General features: G+C 44.3%; 14 protein-coding genes. 4 read left to right on the top strand and 10 right to left on the bottom strand.

Annotation, left to right across the window (positions count from 1 at the left end; all coding sequences use genetic code 11):
- Positions 1-230: 230 nt before the first annotated feature.
- The 5 genes from nhaA to ACTS60_RS22425 form a co-directional block, all read right to left on the bottom strand.
- Positions 231-1,403 carry a Na+/H+ antiporter NhaA gene (nhaA, locus tag ACTS60_RS22445; RefSeq protein WP_440890045.1) on the bottom strand — a complete coding sequence of 391 codons (1,173 nt, stop codon included), beginning with the start codon at positions 1,401-1,403 and terminating at the stop codon, positions 231-233.
- Between the two features lie 329 nt (positions 1,404-1,732).
- Entirely contained in the window at positions 1,733-2,857 is a 1,125-nt protein-coding gene (locus ACTS60_RS22440; RefSeq protein ID WP_440890044.1) for a lipocalin-like domain-containing protein, read from the bottom strand.
- Positions 2,857-5,310 carry an ABC transporter permease gene (locus ACTS60_RS22435; RefSeq protein ID WP_440890043.1) on the bottom strand — a complete coding sequence of 818 codons (2,454 nt, stop codon included), beginning with the start codon at positions 5,308-5,310 and terminating at the stop codon, positions 2,857-2,859. The genes ACTS60_RS22440 and ACTS60_RS22435 overlap by 1 nt, the downstream gene beginning before the upstream one ends.
- Positions 5,291-5,962 carry an ABC transporter ATP-binding protein gene (locus ACTS60_RS22430; protein WP_440890042.1) on the bottom strand — a complete coding sequence of 224 codons (672 nt, stop codon included), beginning with the start codon at positions 5,960-5,962 and terminating at the stop codon, positions 5,291-5,293. The genes ACTS60_RS22435 and ACTS60_RS22430 overlap by 20 nt, the downstream gene beginning before the upstream one ends.
- Positions 5,963-6,094: 132 nt before the next feature.
- Positions 6,095-7,471 carry an MATE family efflux transporter gene (locus ACTS60_RS22425; RefSeq protein ID WP_440890041.1) on the bottom strand — a complete coding sequence of 459 codons (1,377 nt, stop codon included), beginning with the start codon at positions 7,469-7,471 and terminating at the stop codon, positions 6,095-6,097.
- Between the two features lie 94 nt (positions 7,472-7,565).
- On the opposite strand from ACTS60_RS22425, the gene ACTS60_RS22420 reads away from it, so the two are divergent.
- On the top strand, positions 7,566-9,008 hold the full coding sequence (locus ACTS60_RS22420; RefSeq protein WP_440890040.1) for a DUF2867 domain-containing protein: 1,443 nt from the start codon (positions 7,566-7,568) through the stop codon (positions 9,006-9,008).
- Here ACTS60_RS22420 and ACTS60_RS22415 read toward each other — a convergent pair.
- Together ACTS60_RS22415 and ACTS60_RS22410 are read right to left on the bottom strand one after the other, a co-directional pair.
- The gene (locus ACTS60_RS22415; RefSeq protein WP_440890039.1) at positions 8,995-9,549 is read right to left on the bottom strand and encodes a NapC/NirT family cytochrome c; all 555 of its coding nucleotides are present in this window, start codon (positions 9,547-9,549) and stop codon (positions 8,995-8,997) included. The two genes, ACTS60_RS22420 and ACTS60_RS22415, sit on opposite strands and share 14 nt — an antisense overlap.
- 21 nt (positions 9,550-9,570) lie before the next feature.
- On the bottom strand, positions 9,571-10,194 hold the full coding sequence (locus ACTS60_RS22410; RefSeq protein WP_440890038.1) for a cytochrome c-553: 624 nt from the start codon (positions 10,192-10,194) through the stop codon (positions 9,571-9,573).
- A gap of 585 nt (positions 10,195-10,779) precedes the next feature.
- Between ACTS60_RS22410 and ACTS60_RS22405 the strand changes: the two genes are divergently transcribed.
- From ACTS60_RS22405 to ACTS60_RS22395, 3 genes are read left to right on the top strand one after another with little or no spacing between them, the layout of a single operon-like run.
- Positions 10,780-13,041, top strand: a complete 2,262-nt coding sequence (locus ACTS60_RS22405; protein ID WP_440890037.1) for an OmcA/MtrC family decaheme c-type cytochrome — start codon at positions 10,780-10,782, stop codon at positions 13,039-13,041.
- Positions 13,042-13,090: 49 nt separating this feature from the next.
- Entirely contained in the window at positions 13,091-14,065 is a 975-nt protein-coding gene (locus ACTS60_RS22400) for a DmsE family decaheme c-type cytochrome (protein WP_440890036.1), read from the top strand.
- A 9-nt stretch (positions 14,066-14,074) separates the two neighbouring features.
- The gene (locus tag ACTS60_RS22395) at positions 14,075-16,057 is read left to right on the top strand and encodes an MtrB/PioB family decaheme-associated outer membrane protein (protein WP_440890035.1); all 1,983 of its coding nucleotides are present in this window, start codon (positions 14,075-14,077) and stop codon (positions 16,055-16,057) included.
- A gap of 122 nt (positions 16,058-16,179) precedes the next feature.
- Here the strand turns inward: ACTS60_RS22395 and ACTS60_RS22390 are convergent, their stop codons facing one another.
- The 3 genes from ACTS60_RS22390 to rsuA form a co-directional block, all read right to left on the bottom strand.
- Complete coding sequence (locus ACTS60_RS22390; RefSeq protein WP_440890034.1) at positions 16,180-16,839, bottom strand: DUF2913 family protein; 660 nt, start codon at positions 16,837-16,839, stop codon at positions 16,180-16,182.
- Positions 16,839-18,041, bottom strand: a complete 1,203-nt coding sequence (locus tag ACTS60_RS22385; RefSeq protein WP_440890033.1) for a Bcr/CflA family multidrug efflux MFS transporter — start codon at positions 18,039-18,041, stop codon at positions 16,839-16,841. Before ACTS60_RS22385 ends, ACTS60_RS22390 begins: the two co-directional genes overlap by 1 nt.
- Positions 18,042-18,508: 467 nt before the next feature.
- Positions 18,509-19,210, bottom strand: a complete 702-nt coding sequence (gene rsuA / locus ACTS60_RS22380) for a 16S rRNA pseudouridine(516) synthase RsuA (protein ID WP_005529225.1) — start codon at positions 19,208-19,210, stop codon at positions 18,509-18,511.
- Positions 19,211-19,280 lie beyond the last annotated feature (70 nt).

The raw sequence follows: 19,280 nt of genomic DNA, 5'->3' as shown, positions 1-19,280 counted from the left end.
CTTGTTTCTTTCTAGTTGCTACATTGCTGCTTTTTCTTATTAACTCCTATGTTTGTATCCGCCCAAGCACTTTTTAGCTTGGGCTTTTTTTCGTCTGCATTTCCTTGATTACGTAATACCAATTCCGTTAATTAGATGTTCAAAAAATTGCGTCGGTAAAATCACATTACGGCTAAACGCAAAGAAGCCTCCCAAGTGGGAAGCTTCTTCGTTATTTTAGATACTTACGACTATGCTTTTTCAGCGGTCACTTCTTCTGCAGCCTTCTTTGGTAGCGAGAAGTGTAATAATGCATAGCCAATTACTGCAGCTGTGGTTGAGCCCATCAAGATACCCAATCGAGCATATGTATCAAACTCTGGGCTTACGTTACCAAACGCAAGTGAAGAGATGAAAATCGACATGGTGAAACCGATTCCGCACAATACTGACACGGCAAAGATATGTACGAAGTTAACACCTTGAGGTAGTTTCGCGATACCTAACTTCACTGCAGCCCAACTAAATGTGAAGATACCCAGTGGCTTACCAACCAACAGACCCAGTGCAATACCTAGAGGTAGCATAGAAGTCAGACCTGACATCGATACGCCTTCTAGCGAGATACCTGCGTTTGCAAAAGCAAATAGAGGAAGGATACCGAACGCTACGTATGGGTGAAGTGCGTGCTCCATGTGTTTCAGTGGAGAATGCTCACCCTTCTTGCCTTTGAGTGGGATAGCAAAGCCGATCACTACACCAGCTAGCGTTGCGTGCACACCTGATTTTAGTACCGCAAACCAAAGGATCGCACCAACAATCATGTATGGCGTTAGCTTGGTCACTTCTTTCGCATTCAGCATGAACAGAACACCCGTCATGATAAAGCCGACAATAAGCGCCATTGTTGATAGGTCACCGGTGTAAAACAGTGCGATGATAACAACTACACCAAGATCATCAATGATAGCCAAAGCTAGAAGGAAGACCTTCAAGCTGATTGGCACACGCTTGCCAAGAAGCGCCATGATACCAAGAGCGAATGCAATGTCTGTTGCGGCTGGGATTGCCCAGCCAGAAATAGCTTCTGCATCACCTGCATTGAAAGCAACGTAGATAAGTGCTGGTGCCAACATACCGCCTACCGCTGCAATTGCAGGGAAGATCGCGGTTTCTTTAGACTTAAGCGCGCCTTCAAGTAGTTCGCGCTTTACTTCAAGACCGATTAATAGGAAGAACACGGCCATCAGACCATCGTTAATCCAGTGAGAAACTGACATACCAAATACATAAGTATGCAGCATTGCTTGATAACTTTCACCAAGCGGTGAGTTTGCAATAGTCATAGCGATTGCTGCTGCAATCACAAGAAGGATACCGCCTGCGGATTCCATTTTGAAAAAGTCACGAATGACATCGTTCATGGTTTCGCCCTTATATTTATTATCTTAATAAACGATTAACAAAGAATGGTTAGAGTGTATAGCTATCGAAAATTTAGGAATAATCGCTTGTTCAGAGTATAAACCTCGAAATTTCCGAAGTTAACTATACGATACATCGTTTTTTTCTTAAGTATGCTCTTCAGTTATTACTTCCATGCCTGCCTGATATCCAAACTTGTTATTCCATAGATTACTATTAACTTAGTTAAATATCGTAGTCATTTTCGTGATTCGCAAGCTGTTTCTTGATGAAAACTATGTGTTTCTGACACAAAAAAACCACCATATAGGTGGCTTTTTTTCAGAAACTAGTATCCCGTCAACTGCATAAATCCCCAAGCTTCATTGGATCCAGATGCTAGGGTCGGCCCTTCCCAGTAGGGAATCACAAATGGTAACCACATATCAGACTTTGTAATTCTTGTAGTCAGGTTAATGCCATATTTGGGTACGTTGATGATCCATTGTAGGGGTAAACGCCTGCCATTGGATAAGCCTGTGACTTGAAGAGGCGTAATGGTAAAGTCATTTTCGGTCAAATTAACCACTTTACCGGACCGAGTAGATAGCGTACCAAACAAATGTGGCAACTGCCCGTTGTGACGATAACGACTTACTGTTAAAGCCCTACCATCATCCAAGTTAAAAATAAACCAATCCCAACCTTGCTGTCCGTCTCCGATCAGACCACTTCCCCACTCTTTTTGGGTCCATGCATCGCCCGAAACAGCTATATCTTTGCCATTGAGGTTTAATGTTCCCTTTACATTTAAAAATGGTGCGCTAAAGCTAAACGAGGCAACGGATTGCAGCGCATGTTTAACTTGGAATCCTCGCTCACCATTAAGAACAAATGGTCCACTTGTGGTGGTATTAAGTTCAATGCCAAACGTATCGGTAGATACATCTAGTTTGCCAGGGAAAGGCGTCGAGCCCAAAGAACGCCAGTTCCAGTTATCAATCCATAACCGGAAAGGGTGATTAGTCATACCAGCTTGACCAATACCACCTCGCGCGACGCGCTGCTCTCGCCAGACCTTATTACCCCGACTAACAACAATATGAGAAATATAAAGCTGTGGGCTTTGCCACCCCCTCATTTCCCGCTCATCGGTCGCAACTCTAAAGTAGCTCCACTGAACATTGTAAACAGTACCATGCTTATCTTGCAGCCGAGCAAAATAGTTCCACCATTCATGTTGATATTCAGGGTGAAAGCGAAAATCTTTAGGAAGTGATACATGTTCGTCTGGTAGTACTGGCTCGAAGATCGTTTTGTCTTCTCTCTTCAGCATCGCGTTAAGTTCATTGTCCTCAGTCGCCGTTGCTACCGCCCAGTAGGTCATATATACAAAAAAGCCCAAAGCGAATATCGTAGCAACAAGCACTAATAGAGTAATAGAACGGGTGCGATTTTGATTTTGCTCTTTCATCACAATGCATCCCTTAGCGACTTCATTGGCGTACTCTTAATCATTCGGATTACAGGTAAAGCACCGGCGGCAATAATTGCAATCATCGCCCAGCCAATGGTTTGTGCGTATTCCCAAGGGATCAATTGAAGCTCCAGTGACCAACCAAACGATTGTTTAATAATGATATCAACGATCAAATGAGCAAGGGCGAGCCCTAGTGGCACTGCGATAATGGCAGAGATAGCACCAAAGACAAACAACTGCATTCCTCCGAGCGCTACGAGCTCCTTACCAGAAACCCCCATGCAGCGTAGTAATGAGAAATGCCGCTGCCTTGATAACTCACCAGCTAAGGTAGCAAAGAACAAGCCAAACACCGCAATAATCAAAGTAATGTTACCCAACGTATCGGCAATCGCGAAAGTATGATCAAATACCCTCATTGCTTGATTATAAATATTGTTGTTGTCAAAGATTCGATCTTGGGAAAGACGGAATACATTTTCTAATCGGCGCTTCAGCCCTTCACTCTTAACGTTATCTTGTAGTAACACGCCTAATGCGACGTTACCAGTACCTGCAAACGCATACAGCCAATTACGATGCGAGACCATTACCTGGTTGTAAGGGTTGCCATAGTCATAGTAAATACCTACGACTTGCCACCCACCACCTAAAGGCTTAGCCAAATCAATATAGTCACCAGGACGAATCCCTAACTTTAGTGCCATGGATTCACTCACCATCAAACTTTTCGAGTGATGTAAGTGGTACCAATAATTTGGTACACCTAGTTTTACAGTAAGTGAATCCAACTCACCTTCCGATGAACCAGTACTCACCACTTGCAGGGCTCCACGATCGGTCGGCAAATCTTTTTCCCAACGCCACCATACCGCGTCGACTTCTGGCTGCTCTTGTAGCCATGAGCTCATTCTTGCTGCTGAGTTATTGGTCGGGTAAATGTAGATGTCCGCTGCAAGTCGTTGGTTTAGCCATTTATCAGTAGTATCTCTAAAACTACCAACCATAGTTTCCACGCCAATGTTCGCTGCTAGCGCCAACATAAATGCCATCGTAGCGACACCTCTGTAGCTCATGCTAGCTGCAGCATCAGCAAAGAACCAACGAACTCGTACCCAACGCAAAGAATAAGAAAAACTTTGGAACATGTGCCACATCAAAAATGGCGTAAATAGCGCCACGCTAATTAGCATGAGGGCAATAATGGTGAAGCCAGACTCCTGCGTTTTTGGAGCTTGGTATACCGCGACAGCAGCAACGCAGAATGCACATGCAGCGAAAGCTTGCCAAGAGAACTCTCTACCAGCAAATCGCATCAAAGATAAACGAGATGAAAGTCTAATTGGCTGAGATTTCAACAAGCGGATAAGTGGCCATAAACAGGATATTAACGCCCCCACCGAAGCCATAGCCAAGCTGTATAGGCTCGACTCCCACGACCAACCAATGCTCAAGCCAACGTTAGCATCATAAAGATCGCTCAAGCTTGCTGACACCGCTGGAATGAGTTCATTCGCCAGAATCAGTCCAAAGAAATTACCACACCCCCAAGCTACGAGAACAAGGATGGTTAACTCCAGAAGTAACGCTTGAGCTAACTGGATGCCGTTGACACCAGTCTGACGTAGGATGCCAACCAAACGTTGCCTCTGGATAAAAGACAACGACATGGCTTGATAGAAAATGAATAAGCCAACTAAAAATGACAGCATTCCCATCGCAGTTAAGTTCATATGAAATGCTTTGGTCAAAGATTCAAGCTCAGAACGACTGTTACGAACCAACGTCATTCCATTAGGCAGCATATTCTTGAGCGCGTTTACTTTTTCCTCTGGCATTTCGCCACAAGCGATTGCGGATAAGCCTGAGCTACGTTTGAGCATACGTAACAAGGATATGTCCGTGACTAGACGCGTCCCTGATAACAACTGATCGGTATCAACTTTGATTGGCCCTAATTTACTGCCATCATTCAAGCGGATAAAGTCACCAGTTTGCCATTGCATATGTGCCGCTAAATCTTGACTAACCAGTATTGGATAAGGAGGTTTCATCAGACTCAGCATAGGTAAATCACCCAAAGATTTGCCTTGGCGCAATGGCAACATAGCGACGGGGTCAATACCAACAAGCATTAAACTGAGATCTGATTGTGTATCTAAATGAAGAACATCAAACGGGGCACACTGGTTAAAACCCGCGCGACGGAGTTGAATATAAAATCCTTGAGGAATTTTGTTTGCTGAGTGTTTGGTGCGGATACGATAAGGTAATGGATTAGAAAATAGCTTTTCACCTGTTTCGTAGCTTTGTCGAGCATGCTGGTTTATTGAGGTAACACCAACCAAAAGGGATACACCTAGTGTAAGCCCAAGCCAAACTAAGATAATTTGTAAAGGATAGCGGCGGTAGTGACCAAGTAGTGCCTTAACTACGGGCCATAACATGCAACTGTCCCCCTTGCAGGCGAATTCGACCTTCCATATGTTCAGCTACTTTCTCACTATGGGTTACCAATAGCAGCGTGCACTCTAATTGACGAGCCAAAGAGGTCAACAAACGCATTACCGCCTCTGCATTACGCTCATCCAAGCTCCCCGTAGGTTCATCAGCAAGTAATAGCTTTGGTTCCATATATAAAGCTCTAGCAATGGCTGCACGTTGTTGCTGACCACCAGATACTTCTTCAGGGTAGCGGCCTAAAAGTGGCATTAGGTCTAGAGCCGAAAGAATCTGACGCCACAGGCCTTTATCTTCAGGCAAACCTTTCAGTTGACGACAAAAACGGATGTTGTCTGCAATATTTAACGTCGGTAACAAGTTGAACTGTTGAAATATGTTACCGATGTTATTGCGACGATATAGCGTACGCAAATGCTCAGGGGCATCATGCATAGCGAAATTAGGAAAGGCGATCTCGCCTGAGTCAGCTGTATCAAGGCCTGCGATTAAGTTCAAAAGTGTACTTTTACCTGAGCCACTTTCTCCCATTAATGCAACTTGCTCGCCCTGCTGTAATGTTAATTCTGCCCCTTGTAAAACAGGATGAAATTCTCCCCCGTCTACATAGCCTTTGCATAGGTCTGACAGTTTCAACATTGATTTTGCCGCTCGAATGGTGGTATGAAAATTTGGGTTCCGAATCTACACTAAAATCTTGTTGGTAGGAAGTATTTTGATTCCTCGATCACATTTTGGATATCTAAATACAACCAATTACTCACCTAAACATCATGATTCGATCAAATTTTTCATCCATTTTTTACTGGTCATCCGCATAAGCGATCCTGCCCACTTGACGACCTCTTCAGTTAAGAAAAACAAATACACCCATTGGGGCTCTAGTCCTAATTTGATAGCCACAAATGCAGCCAAAGGAATGCTTATAAGCCATTGTGCTACAAGGTCTTGGTAGAGGCAGAACTTAACATCTCCACCCGCTCGCAATACCCCCACAATCGCCATCATCGGAATAGAACGGAGTATGACACCAAACGCTAGGATTAACAAAAATTGCTCAGCCAACTTCCTAGTTTCTACAGTCAAAGCACTGAACGCGTCCAAAATTAGGTGATTAGCAATCAGAAGGGCGATAGCAACAACAATAGCAATCAACAAGTTAAGAACGACGGTCGCCCAAGCTTGATAGTAAACAGGCTCAAAATTCTTAGCCCCCAACTGATTCCCAACAAGTACTGCTGCAGCATTAGACATACCTATCATCATAGCCAACGCTATGGATTCAACAGGTGTCATCACCGAAAGTGCCGCCAAGCCCTGAACACCTGCTTGCCCCATAATGGCATGATAAGCAAAAAGTCCACCGGCCCAAGCAAGGAAATTAAACGTTGTCGGTAGAGAAAGCTTAAGAAAGCGTATGATCTTATCAACCACCAGAATCGCGACAAGGTCACTCAAGCCAAACGCAATAGTGTGTTTTTTACGCCACAAGTAACCAAACAAAAATACCACTTCGATTCCTCCGCTGATAACGGTAGCAATGGCTGCACCTTTTATACCGAGCGCTGGCATGCCTAAATGGCCAAAGATCAGCACCCAGTTCAGAAAGATATTGGAAGCGATGCCAATACCACTAAAGAAGGTACTGGTACCAGGTTGATGCATAGCGCGTAGACCGACAGCCATACTTGCCACACAAGCAACCGCAAACATGCTTACCGATGTAATAACTAAGTACTCGGCCCCTAGACTTATTACCTCTTGGGAGTCAGTCGTTAAGCCCATAATGGCTTCAGGAAAAGTGACAAATAGCAAAACCGTAAAAGCAGCAAAAACCATGGAAATGAGCCAAGTTAAAGATGTACTTTGTCTTACTCCCTCTTTATTTCCCGCTCCCCAATACTGCGCGGTGAGCAGCGCCCCACCAGTTGTAACACCCACAAGCATAATCGTAGTGACAAATGTGGCACGTGCCGCTACGCCGACAGCAGCAATCTCAGCTTCACCCAGTTGCCCCAACATTAGGACATCGACCAAACCTCGACTGGAAAACATTATGCTCTGTAACGTGATTGGCAATGCGATGGCGACTAGACGGCGTAAGAATGCTTTATCAGCATGAGTCATAACTTGAGATAAGAACGTCACGATAAACCACTCACAACTTATTGATAGAAGGGGAAAAGTATTCCATGATTATACCTAGCGGTGATTATTCCACCAGCAAATTAAAGGGCTTTAGATGAAAAAGATTTTGGTACTAGGCGCATCCGGTTATGTTGGCTCACAGCTTATCCCTTTACTACTTGCTCAAGGACATCATGTCACTGCAGCAGCCCGCCATATTGACTACTTGAGTTCTAGAGTTGAAGCTCACCCAAACCTTAACTTGATCTATCTTGATCTTGCCGACATAGAGCTTACCTTAGAAGTGGTCAATGACTTTGATCTGGCCTTTTTCCTAGTGCATGGAATGGCGCAAGGACATGACTTTGTTGAATATGAATTAAGCCTCGCTGAGAACTTCAAGCAAGCACTTGAGCGAAGCCGTATCCAGCACGTTATTTACTTAAGTGCGATTCAACCGCAAACTGGTAACTCTCAGCACCTAGCAGCACGTAAAGCGACAGGTAAGATTATTCGCCAAGCAGGTGTACCCGTTACAGAGCTTCGAGCCGGCGTGATAATTGGACCCGGCTCAGCAGCATTCGAGATCATGCGCGACTTCGTCTATAACCTGCCAATTCTGATTGCGCCTAAATGGGTAGACTCCAAAGCCAATCCAATTGCGCTACCCAATCTCAATCACTACTTGCTTGAATTAGCACAAGCTCAACCGACCGCGAGCGAGATCTACGAGGTTGGTGGCCCTGATACATTAAGTTACCGTGAGCAATTTGAAGTCATTTGTAACATCACAAAAAAACCATATCGCCTTTGGTCGACACCATTATTAACACCTAAAATGGCATCTCACTGGCTCGCATTAGTCACATCTGTTCCTGCCAATATTGGTAAAGCACTACTCGCAGGTTTAGAACACGATTACATTGCAGATACCAAAGCGATTCAAGAACGCTTTCCACAAAAACTCATTAGCTACCAGCAATCTGTCTCGGCAACTATTGCAACTGAGGGGACTTTCGTCCGTAGTAATGTGTGGGGCTTCGAACCCGCAGCACTTAAACGTTGGCAACCGGGCTACGGCTATTATCCCAAACAAGCAGGGGCAAGCATTAAAACAAAAGCCTCAGCAGAGTCACTATGGAAAGTAACTCAAAAAATAGGCAGTCCAGAGAAAGGCTATTACTTTGCCAACATTCTTTGGCGGACGCGAGAATGGCTAGATATTTTCTTTGGTGGTGGCAAACCTATTCGGGTTTCACCTGAGGGGCCGAAACTAAAAGTGGGTGATTTCATTGACTCGTGGAAAGTCATTCGCTGTGAAGAAAACCAGTTCCTCTCGCTATTTTTCGGTATGAAAGGTCCAGGACTGGGCCGATTAGAAATTACAATTAGAGACGAGGGTGATGAGAGAGAGTTTGATATCACTGCATGGTGGCACCCAGAAGGCTTCCTCGGGCTACTCTATTGGTTTGCGATGATGCCAGCGCACTTGTTCATCTTTAAAGGCATGGTCAAGGCCATTGTAAAGGAAGCCGAAAACTCAGCTAATCTTGAATAGGAAGTTTGTGCGCAATTCCTGCGTGACAATCTATGCAAGATTGACCTCTACTTTCCATCATCTGGTGTCTTCGAGCGACGGTGCGACCTTGTTCTTCAAAGTCCATCTGCTCAATAGCATGACAGTAGCGGCATTGCCTTGATTTGTTGCTAACAAACTCTTCAGTGACCGCCTTCGCTAAGCGAGGCCGGTGCTCTTGTTCAAAGTTTTCAAGGGTAATATCTCCCTTCCACTTATGATAGATATCAGCAGTTGCACGAATTTTAAGCTCTATCTTCGCCAGAAACTCTCTTGGCACATGGCAATCGCTACAAGTGGCTGCAACTACACCCTTGGAGTTTTTGAAGTGGGATGATTGTTGATATTCCTCAACAATCGTATCCATTCCAACATGACACTGATAACAAAAAGTGTTGCTATTGGTATATTCCATACCGACGTGGAAACTCACCACTGCGATAGCGCCGATAACAAAGGCTAATAGCCCACCAATGGGTATTCCGAACATCCACTTCTTGTTAGGTTTTTGCCATAAGCTCATGCCCAAAAACTCCAAGTCTACTTAACGAAAGCTCGCATAATATTCACTAAGAGCAAGTAAGTCGTCCGCACTCAAACCCTTAATCGCCTCGTCCATTTTCTTATCTACTGAACGCTTACCTTGATTAAATTGTTGTAACGTTGTTAGGAGATAACCTTTTTGTTGACCGGCTAAGATAGATGCTTCATCAAATGGATCACTCCCTCCTTCTGTGTGGCAACTCTCACACCCTTTTTGATGAATTGCTTTCCCTTTTGCAGCAAGCACCTCATCAAATGGTTGTTCCGCTCGGACAAAGTCGATTTCAGAGTAATACTTAGCAATTTGCTCTATCTGGCTTTCACTCAAGGATTCAACAATACTAACCATATCGCCTTTTTGACTTGTATCTCCATAAACGTAATGAACCGTAGCTGCAGGCCTTCCCTCTAAGTATCTCAACATTTGATCGATTTGATTAAACTCTGGTATCCCCGCAATAGAAGGAATATTAGTATTAGAACTCACCCCTTTTGGACCATGGCAAGATTCACACTGATTCTTAGCAATTAATTTTTCTGCGGACGCAAAACATAGAGAAATAAACATCAAATTTAAAGTTGATGCTGTCAATATGTTTGAAGTCATCTTTGAAAAGAAAACCATTAATTCAATCCTCCATCCATTTCAGGAAAAGAATTAGCCTATCTATATTTTTATTTATAGATTAGGAAGTTATTGAAAATAACATAGAAGCCTATATTCACTTGGCCAAACACCCGAGTTGACAGTACATATCAAGTAGCACGAGTAAGCTTTACACAGTGTACAACCCGCGTCTTTAGAGTAGGTGCTCAGCAAAACTCACTCATCAACTAGTGCGAAACTAGCGCTCTCTATTACTGGTAAGTATTATCTGCAACGCCGAAATGTCTATTATTTTTGTTTTCTTAACATCTACAATAAAAGAAGACTATATTTAAGTCTATGTTTTAAATATCAATTAAAATCTAAAATAGATTTACACCCACAAAAATTGTGTATTATTCCTTTCATATTTTCCTTTCCGTCTATACTTTTACCAGATCAGTTGATTTCTATTTCTTAAAAGCACATGAATATATACCACAGTAACCTCGAAATGCTTGGAAATAGAAGCTTAAATTCGGCATAAATAATAAACCGATCAGTAGGTTGTATTCTCATTACAATCACAATCCCACTTACTTTAAGGAAGAATCGAGAGGGACTATGGACTGTCTAAAGCCGATCATTATCGTAATCCTAACAACGCTGCTCATTGCGTGTGGGCCAAACAGCAAAAATGACCAAAATACTCCTCCTCCTAACTTGGGTAATTTTCAAGTTACTATTCAACGCCCTACCCTAGTTACCCTTGATAGTGGGGAAACAAAGCTTGCGATTGAGTTTTCAGTTTATGATGGGAACGGGGAACTTTATGCTCTTGATGAAGCAAAAGATTTTCGCATCGCTTTATTAAAAGCAATGCCACCTCGCAAAGACACCGAAGACACAAACGATCCCGCTTTTAGCTTTAATGGACGACATGGCAACACCTATTGGAAAAGCTTCCATCATTCGAGCAGCGCCCCAAATAATCGCGCCAGAATGGAAAATATTTGGGAAGGTAGTTTGCAGGAAATGGAAGGTGGATATCGATACACATTCTCTATTGCAGATCTGTTAAAAGTTGAAGACCCCTACCCTAGTGACTCAGCCGATAACGATGGTTACATTGCATGGGATGACGATAAGTTGCACCGAATTGTGATGGCCTATGGTGACAAAGAACTTGGTTTTACTCATACCTATGAGTGGATACCTGATGGGAGCCAGGAAGCATCGATTTCACGAAATGTCATTGAAGAAGGAAAATGCGAAAGCTGTCATATGGCCGAACCTCTCTTCCATGGTCCAGGCTACCGTTCCATTGACAACAATATTGCGGTGTGTACAGCTTGCCACAATGACAGCAATCCCGGAGCTGCTCCTGCCCGACGCCCGTTAGCTGCGATTGTTCATCAGTATCATGGCAACGTTTTTAAGCTCGGCAGCGATAGAGGCGACATCACCACATACAAACAACCGGTCGACGAAAACAATATGCTGGTCACTGACATTAGTAGTTTAGTTGTCGAAGGTAATTCATTCCCTCAAGATGCTCGCAACTGCACGACTTGTCATTCAGCAGATACCACCCAAGCATCCGATGCCAACAATTGGTTTGAGCATCCAACGCAAATGGCCTGTGAAACCTGCCATTTATATCGCGATCGTGGGGCTCATGATAATCAAGTTGGTAACGTATGGTTGCGCAATGGCGAACCACAAAATACTTGCTCTGGCTGCCACCGTCCCTATGAAAGAGACGAAGATGGCAATCCAATTATTGGCGAAGATGCCAGTCGTAGCGCAAAAACCGTTCACCTTACTCGTTTAGATAACCTCGCTACCGCCCGAGATTCCTTAGTGATCGATGTGAAAAGGGCTAGCTTTAGCGACAATCATTTTGAGATTGAGCTCAACATTTCAAAAAGTGGCGTAGGCGTCGCATCAATTGCAGAACTATCCCCTTACATCAACGAACCTGGGCACATAAGCCTATTACTTAATTGGGATAATGGCAGCGGCCCTGTACTAGCGTACAACAGCTTAAATCTTGCTGGTGATGGCCAAACAGGTGATGGTTGTATTGCCCAAGGCGAGGGATCATTTCTTTGTCATAAGGATTTTGCAAGCTCACTTCTACAACCAAATGCTACATCGCTGCTCACCGTAAACCTTGCTGATGCACCACTTTGCGCAGAAAGAAAAACGGGTGAACTCGCAGATTGTCATACCTTCGAAGGAATCGATCTCATCAATTCACCTTTTGTTATTTCCTCGAGTAATACCTCTGCGTCTTTCGATATTTCAGGAACCGAACAACAACATCGCCTACCAACTGGGGCGGAGATAACTTTGTGTAACGACTGTCACAAAGAACTGTCAGTTCATCGACTCGGTCAACACCCTCATGCTGCTACGGATTTTCAGCAATGTAAGAACTGTCACAACTCAGAGCGTTCTGCATTTTATCCTGGTATGGCAGCAGACCTAAAATACCATGTGCATTCTTTCCATGCCTTCGGCTCAAGACGTACAGATAGAATTCAATACCCAGGAGCATTAAACAATTGCGAAGCGTGCCATAGCAAGTCGCAATACAACTTACCTAGCCAGGTCAACACTCGTCCATCATTAGCCAGTGGGAAATACTTTAGTCCCGCACTAGTGACTTGTGGTGCGTGCCACCTTGAATCCTCGCTGGCAAACGCTGATCCCAATAATATCGCCGGTGATGCAGCCCTCAACCACATGCTAAATCATGGTGCGATTTGGGGAGCAGATACCGCGTCTGAAGCGACGGGAACAGAGCAATGTTCAACATGCCATGCTATTGGACAATCACAAGGAGTTGATATCGTTCATAGTGTTTACGACTACCGTTAGTTAAAGCATTGATAATCAAGAATGATTAAAAATGAGGAAAGGAATTCTTATGAAAACAACGATTCAGCGGTGGTTTTTAACTGGCATATTTTGCATTGGATTAGCCTTTACCGGGTATGCAAATGAGACAGGCAAATCTGAAGTCGATACATTAACTCAAGAAGATATTGAACAGATATTGGATAAGAAGTTTTCCGAAGGAAAATACTCTCGCCGTGGCGCTGATGGCTGTTTACGTTGCCATGACGATGCCTCAGATAAACCCGCCACAGGTATTTTTGACAACATACATGGAAAATCTGCCAACATCCATGGCCCTATGGGTGACAAACAGTGTGAAGCATGCCATGGCCCCGAAAACAACCACGCACGAAACCCACGTAAAGGACAGCCTCGTGAACCCATGATTACATTTGGCCCGGACTCTCCTACCCCTGCGGACAAGCAAAATAGTGTGTGTTTATCCTGCCACCAAGAAGCTGAGCGCACAACGTGGCATAGCAGTGAGCATGCTTTCGAAGGTCTGTCCTGTTCTAGTTGCCACCAATTGCATCAAAAAGAAGATCCAATGATGGTTGCTGATCTGCAAGCAGAAAAGTGCACCAACTGCCATGTAAAAACGAAGTCAGATATTCACAAACGTACTAGCCACCCCATCATTGATGGCGTCATGACATGCTCAAGCTGTCACAACCCTCATCAAACAATCAATGAATATAGCTTGAAATGGCCCTCTATCAACGACTCTTGTTACGAATGTCACGCGGAAAAACGTGGACCATTTTTGTGGGAGCATGAGCCTGTTTCCGAAGACTGCACTGCCTGCCATAAACCGCACGGGTCGATTAATAAAGCACTGCTTAACAAACGATTGCCAATGCTGTGTCAGGAGTGCCACCGAGTACCTCATGCAAACGTCTCTATACCAAACAATGACCTTAGAGGGCGTGGCGGAAGCTGCATGAATTGCCACAACCAAGTACATGGCTCCAACCACCCACGTGGCCAGACGCTAAGCTATTAGGAGGAAAGCATGAAACGGAAGCAACTCTATATAGCCATTTGTTTAGTTCTTCCCCTGCAAGTACAAGCCAGTGACTACTCACTTCAAAACAGTAAGCCTGCTGACACCAGTCGTTGGCAGTGCACTGAGTGCGCCAGCGTTGGGGATTGGGAAGGTAATGTTAGCATTGGTTTGGGCTACCTCGACAATGGTGGCTCCTCTCGATTCTATAATTGGAACCCACCTATATATGGTGCTGCAAATGACAACAAACATTTTAATGGCAGCCTAAATGTCGATATGACGCAGTACAAAGATGAGGGGTTCTTCCAGCGAGTGATGGCAGAAGATCTCGGTTTACAGCGTTTTTTACTTCAATGGGAAATTGGTCAGTTCGACGGTTTGCAGCTTCAGACTAGCTACCGTGAAACACCCTACTTTTGGAATCGCTCGTCATTAAGCGCATATCACGATACTAACGACGCACTCACATCGGGTGACCTATCTGAGTATAAAAATGAAGTAACACGTAAAACTCTCAAACTGGAACTCAAATATACACCACATACGTCTTGGCAACCTTATGCATCAATGAAACATGAACGCAAAGAAGGCGATCTATTATTGTATTCACCAACCGTTCCAAATCTTTTCAATGCACCTGGCTTCATCCCTAAAACCATCGACAATGAAACACTGAACACAAATGTGGGTATTAGCTACATCAAAGATGATTGGCTTGTTGATGTAGCCTATCGCGGATCATTCTTTCGCAATGAAAAAGCAGCACTCTATTACGGTAGTGCCAACAATCCGTATGCTAATCACATCGCATTTGAACCTGATAACGACTTCCATCAATTAAGCGCGTCTGGTAACTATCGACTAGACCAACATACCGTAAGTGGTCGAGTTCTGTGGTCTCAAAGCTCTTCAGAAGGGGGACTCAATCCTTTCCCTCAATCTCCCGTCAATTCGGATACATTTAACGGTAAGGTAAACGCCTTACATTTAAGCGCGGATTATCACAACAAGCTCTCACGACAAAGTACATTTGCTTTATCGGTAGATTATGTGGACAAAGATGACAAATCAGATAAAAACACACTTATTGGCGTAACACGTGAAGAATACGATCGAAGCAAAACAAAACTAGAAGGCAAACTTGCTCACCATTTAAATAGCGATATCAATATAACGGCGGGCTATAGCTATAAACAGGATAAGCGCGAATATGCCGATAGAAAACAAACCAATGAACATCGTTTTTCACTCGGCTCACAATATAGACCAGAAGCGCCATGGTATGTTGGAGGGAGAGTTTCTTATTCTCTACGCGACGGCTCCGATTGGAAGTCAACAGGCGATGATGCCCCTAATCTGAGACAGTACTACTTAGCAGACAGGCAACGTCTAGAAATACGAGGTGATGGTTACTACGACATCAACGACAATATACAACTCATCGCAGAAGCTTGGTACGCAGATGACGACTACCCTAAACCAGATATTGGCTTGAGCGAGGGAGACGACTACGGCTATGATCTCAGTATCAACTTCTATCTTTCTGATGGGATTAGCGGGCATGTTTTTTACAATCAGCAGACCATTCGTTCAGAGCAGCAACTCGCTAATTCAAGTGTTGTTGGATGGGATCGTTACACGATAAAACAAAGAGACGATATCACCACTGTCGGCTTCGGTATCAGCAAAGATCAACTTCTTGAAGACAAATTATCACTATCATTTGATTACAGTTATCACCAAGGTAAAGGGGAATCGTCGCCGTCAAACGATGGATATCAATATCCAGACAACCAGTCAACATCATACCGTTTTGAGGTTTCTGGAGACTACGAGGTATCAGAGAGTCAGAGTGTCGAATTCAACATCCGCTATGAAGACTATTCTGAGGAAGACTACCTATTCAATAACGAAGCTGCAAATATGGGAAGAGTTCTACAAAATTACGAAGGCCTATACGGTTCGATATATTGGAAATATCGTTTTTAACATCAGCATGGAAAATGCAAAAAATCAGGTGAATATAGTTATCTAAGTTACCTCAAAAAGCACTGTTCGCTGTTTCTTGAGCCAACTAAAATACATCACCTGATGCCTTCCAAATGATGTTCTTAAGCTTGGAAATTCAGAGGGATCTCCGCCAACTGATTACCTTCATTTGCAGGGAAGATAAGGTACTCACCGTGGTATTTCACCATCGATTTATAGTCTGTAACCTTATGAACCATGTAACCCGCCTGTGATGCTTTCTCAACGAACTCGGCGTGGTTACCACGAACAAACCAGCTCATAGGTTTGACTAACAACTCACCATCAAAACAGCTCTCACATTGGTCTGCACACAAGGCTAAAGAGTTTTGACCTTCTGTAAAGATTTGTACTTTACCGCAGCCAACCAGTTGCTCAGAAGTTGAGACTTCCCAACCAGCCTGCTCCATAAGATCCAAGAACGCTTCGATGTCCGAGTCTTTGATTACTTTAGGCTCTTCCCCTTCTGGAAAGAACTGCCCGTAGAAAGCAGAGATGCGTTTGAAGATAAACATCAAGCCTGCGTCGTTGCCTTTTGAACGGCCAGCCTTTTGCCAACGCGTAAGGTCATCACCGACAGTTCGCCCAAAGCGTTGTGATTTCAGCGCTTTTGATACCCAGCGAACCAAGTAATGGTTATTAGCGACTGGCGCATTGGCCAATTTTCCTGAGCGATGTTCCTGATCCAGGTCTTCCAGAGCAGAGTTAACTAAATTTTGAATTTCTTTGGTGTAATTAGACATTACGCCTTTCTTCCTAAAGTCCAATAAAACAGTGCAGACAGCACTGAACAAGCAAACATAACGATGATCATCGGCCACGCAGCCCCACCTGGCATTGCTGCCACCAGCGCGCCAATCAGTGAACCAGTACCGAAACGCAACGTACCAGCAAGTGATGAAGCGGTACCAGCCATGGTAGGGTAACCACTTAACAACAGTGCCATCGAGTTACTACCAATGGTAGACAAAGTCCCAATAAACAACACAACAAATGGCACAATGCCCCACAATCCAAGATCAAGCATCCAGCCGACGAACAGACCGATTCCAGCAATCAACTGCACGGTTAAGCCGAAACGCAGCATGAAGTGCGAACCGACCTTTTTCACCATGCGGCCATTTAGACTGGTCATGATGATCATCGCTACGATGTTCAAACCAAATAGATAACCAAATTGGTCAGGTCGAACACCGTATAAATCAATATAAACAAACGAGCCCGCCGTCAGGAATGCAAACATACCTGAGAACGAGAACGCACCTGAAAGCATTAAGCCCAAAGCTTCAGGATTAGAACACAAACGCGCATAGTTGCGAATTGTGGTTCTGAATCTTAGTGGCTGACGATTTTCTGGTTTCAGTGTTTCTGGGATCATCCACAGCACAAGCAAAATGACCACAACGGCGAAGATAGCGAGTACCCAGAAGATAGAGCGCCAGCCGAACCAAATTGCTAGGTGACCACCAATCATTGGCGCCACCAAAGGGGCAATCGTGATAACCAAGGTGACGAATGACATTGCACGCGCGAAGTCTTCACGGTCAAACATATCACGCACAACCGCTTGGATAATCACAGCTGCGGCAGCGCCGGCGAAACCTTGCGCTGTACGCACATAAGTAAGCGCATCGATACCGTTAGTGGTTGCACTGACTACTGCTGCCAAACCAAAAAAGAGCACACCTAAAATGAGTACAGGTCGGCGACCGTAGCTATCCGCTAACGGACCATGAATCAACTGACCTATCGCAAAGCCTGCCGTATAAGCCGTTAACGTAATTTGTACCGCACCTGGGGTTACACCAAGATCTTTCGCGATGGTTGGCATAGCTGGCAGGTACATATCGATAGCAAGTGGCGTCAACGCACCAATTGCACCGAGTACAAGGAATAATAAAAAACTGATTTGTGACTGGGGAGCACTTTGGGCTTTTTCTGTCATTGCCTTACCTCTTGTTGTGTCCTCCCATCAACATTCCACATTGATTGAGATAGATGATTGACGCTTCTCTCACCCTGAATCCGCAACAGTCACGAATTACAGCGCATAGTCTCCTTACTATTGAGAAGATCATAAAAGACGAAAGTATACCAAGATGGTCTTGACTAACTCGACGCTAAAACCTGCATGATCAGTATGCAGAACGACAAAGTAACCGAGCTAAAACGAAGAGGCGGTGACGTGAACACCGTCTGTACTTATCGTCAGTAAGAACCAACAAGAGAAAAGGATTTCTCAGACTAAATACAGTTCTGCCTGCGTTTACGAGCGGCGAATAAGCGTCTTACTCAGACACTAAGACTGATTTGGTAGGAAACACCATTCTGAGTAATTTCTCATCAAAAGACTAGTTCCTATCAGGAATTAAACAATTTCCCAGAACAGTGATTATTTCCAACCAGATTGAGTTATTTCACAACTGATTCAACTTCTTCTTCTGTTAAGAAACGGTAATCACCCGGCTCAAGTGCTTCATCCAGCACAATGGAACCAATACGCTCACGGTGAAGATGTTCAACCTTGTTACCGAGCGCAGCAAACATACGTTTCACTTGGTGGTATTTGCCTTCCACAATCGTTAGCAACACTTCGTTTTCGGCTTCGTTAACGATCTCAAGATGTGCTGGCAGTGTTGGCTCACGTTCGTTGCGTAGCTCAATACCCTCGGCAAACTTCTCAACGTAATCAGGTTGAATCGCATCCACTAGCCATACTCGGTACGTCTTCTCACATTTGTGTTTTGGTGACGTAATACGGTGAGACCATTGACCATCGTCAGTAATCAACACAAGACCGGTAGTATCGACATCCAAACGACCAGCAAAGTGCAAGTTTTCTACCTTTGGCTCATCCAGCAGAACGAACGCCGTTGGGTTGTGCCCATCTTCATGCGAACATACAAAGTCCGCAGGCTTGTACAACATGATGTAACGAGGACCAGGAGCACCAACTTCGCGCCCTTCCCATTCAACCACACCACCTTCTGGTACTTTGAATGCACCACTCTTTTGTACTTCACCATCAACCGTTATTTCGCCACTTTTGATGATCTTCGTTGCCTGCTTGCGAGTTGCACCCAGTCCATCACACAAATATTTATCTAAACGCATGAATACCTCTAATGTTTAAGGTCGGGTATTATAGCGATCCTAATTCGAATAGTTGAGCAATTTCACAGAT

It is taken from the genome of Vibrio sp. WZ-1 (assembly GCF_052037695.1).
GTDB lineage: Bacteria > Pseudomonadota > Gammaproteobacteria > Enterobacterales > Vibrionaceae > Vibrio.
The sequence above is the reverse complement of the archived record's forward strand: the minus strand, read 5'-3'. Positions and strand labels throughout refer to the sequence as shown.

Bases quoted from the DNA above. Each gene is read 5' to 3' on its own strand.
- rsuA (WP_005529225.1), bottom strand. From the start codon at position 19,210: ATGCGTTTAGATAAATATTTGTGTGATGGACTGGGTGCAACTCGCAAG.
- ACTS60_RS22400 (WP_440890036.1), top strand. From the start codon at position 13,091: ATGAAAACAACGATTCAGCGGTGGTTTTTAACTGGCATATTTTGCATT.
- ACTS60_RS22390 (WP_440890034.1), bottom strand. From the start codon at position 16,839: ATGTCTAATTACACCAAAGAAATTCAAAATTTAGTTAACTCTGCTCTG.
- nhaA (WP_440890045.1), bottom strand. From the start codon at position 1,403: ATGAACGATGTCATTCGTGACTTTTTCAAAATGGAATCCGCAGGCGGT.
- ACTS60_RS22435 (WP_440890043.1), bottom strand. From the start codon at position 5,310: ATGTTATGGCCCGTAGTTAAGGCACTACTTGGTCACTACCGCCGCTAT.
- ACTS60_RS22395 (WP_440890035.1), top strand. From the start codon at position 14,075: ATGAAACGGAAGCAACTCTATATAGCCATTTGTTTAGTTCTTCCCCTG.
- ACTS60_RS22420 (WP_440890040.1), top strand. From the start codon at position 7,566: ATGAAAAAGATTTTGGTACTAGGCGCATCCGGTTATGTTGGCTCACAG.
- ACTS60_RS22410 (WP_440890038.1), bottom strand. From the start codon at position 10,194: ATGGTTTTCTTTTCAAAGATGACTTCAAACATATTGACAGCATCAACT.
- ACTS60_RS22385 (WP_440890033.1), bottom strand. From the start codon at position 18,041: ATGACAGAAAAAGCCCAAAGTGCTCCCCAGTCACAAATCAGTTTTTTA.
- ACTS60_RS22405 (WP_440890037.1), top strand. From the start codon at position 10,780: ATGGACTGTCTAAAGCCGATCATTATCGTAATCCTAACAACGCTGCTC.
- ACTS60_RS22415 (WP_440890039.1), bottom strand. From the start codon at position 9,549: ATGAGCTTATGGCAAAAACCTAACAAGAAGTGGATGTTCGGAATACCC.
- ACTS60_RS22430 (WP_440890042.1), bottom strand. From the start codon at position 5,962: ATGTTGAAACTGTCAGACCTATGCAAAGGCTATGTAGACGGGGGAGAA.
- ACTS60_RS22440 (WP_440890044.1), bottom strand. From the start codon at position 2,857: ATGAAAGAGCAAAATCAAAATCGCACCCGTTCTATTACTCTATTAGTG.